Genomic DNA, 1,338 nt, shown 5'->3' on the forward strand with positions numbered 1-1,338 from the left:
CCCACTATGTCAGCCTAGTTGTCCAGTTGGCGATTTTGCCATTATTCAATAAACAGTGGGCGGTTTAGGTTGATGTATGCCGCGTTATTCAGAGGAGCGTAAAGCATCTACGCTCAAGAAATTACTGCCGCCACAGAATCGTTCGGTAAGTTCAGTGGCAGTTGAGGATGGGATCAGTCCTCAAACCTTGTATCATTGGCTTAAACAATGTCGAGAGCAAGGAGTTGCAGTGCCCGGACACCGAAAACAATCTGAGCAATGGTCCGCCGACGACAAGTTGGCCGTGGTGATTGAAACCGCAGGCTTGTCGGAAGCCGAGCTGGCGGCCTATTGTCGAGAAAAAGGCCTCTTCGCTGAGCAAATCAAGCAGTGGCGACATGACTGCTTGCAAGGCTTTGGTCGCACGGCTGAGAGCGAACGTGAGGCCAGGCAGGCTCGCAAGAAAACGGCAAGAGAAATCAAACAGCTTAAGGCTGAGGTGCGCCGCAAAGATAAAGCTCTGGCCGAAACAACAGCTTTGCTGGTACTCTCAAAAAAGCTCGAAGCCTTATACGGGAACGAACCGGACAACGAGGACGACTAACGCCTCAAAGCGAGCGTATAAGGCTACTGCGTTACTTTGGAGAAGCTGTTACTAGTGGGGCTTCGCGTTATCGCGCCGCCCAGGTTATGAATATAAGCGAGCGCACGCTCAAACGCTGGGCGGCCACTCCTGAAGCCGATAAGCGGCCAACAGCAGTGCCCCCGGTACAGCCACGACAGTTGAGTGACGAAGAGGAGCAACGCATTCTCCTGGTCTGTAATTTACCGGAGTATTGCGATTTACCGCCGTCACAGATTGTCCCGCTGCTAGCGGACAAAGGTGTTTACTTAGGCTCTGAGTCGACGATGTACCGGGTACTTAAAAAGCATCGGCAGTTAACACACCGAGGTCAGGCAAAGCCGCGACAGAAGCGGCCATTGCCGACCACATATATCGCTGATGGGCCAAACCAGGTGTATACGTGGGACATCAGTTATTGTCCGTCGAAGGTAAAGGGCGTGTTCTGGTACTTGTACTTAATCCTGGATATCTACAGCCGCAAAATTGTCGGCTGGGAAGTTCACGACACTGAATCAGGCGCCTTAGCAAGGGAGCTTGTCGAGAGGACCTTAATACGCGAGAAGTGCTGGCATAATCCGCCGGTGCTGCACTCGGATAATGGCGCGCCGATGACATCATTTACGCTGAAGACACGCTTAGCCGATTTAGGCATGGCCATGTCGCACAGCCGGCCTCGTGTCAGCAACGATAATCCATATTCGGAGTCGCTGTTTAGAACCGTAAAATATTGCCCG

2 protein-coding genes are annotated in these 1,338 nt (G+C 52.4%); both read left to right on the forward strand.

What is annotated here, in order from left to right; translation table 11 throughout:
• Positions 1–76 precede the first annotated feature (76 nt).
• Positions 77–583 carry a transposase gene (locus CWE15_RS11890; protein WP_126758297.1) on the forward strand — a complete coding sequence of 169 codons (507 nt, stop codon included), beginning with the start codon at positions 77–79 and terminating at the stop codon, positions 581–583.
• An 86-nt stretch (positions 584–669) separates the two neighbouring features.
• Positions 670–1,338: DDE-type integrase/transposase/recombinase (locus tag CWE15_RS11895; protein WP_133306927.1), on the forward strand; the 669-nt coding region annotated here is incomplete at its 3' end.

It is taken from the genome of Aliidiomarina taiwanensis (assembly GCF_003987015.1).
In the GTDB taxonomy this organism is placed as follows: domain Bacteria; phylum Pseudomonadota; class Gammaproteobacteria; order Enterobacterales; family Alteromonadaceae; genus Aliidiomarina; species Aliidiomarina taiwanensis.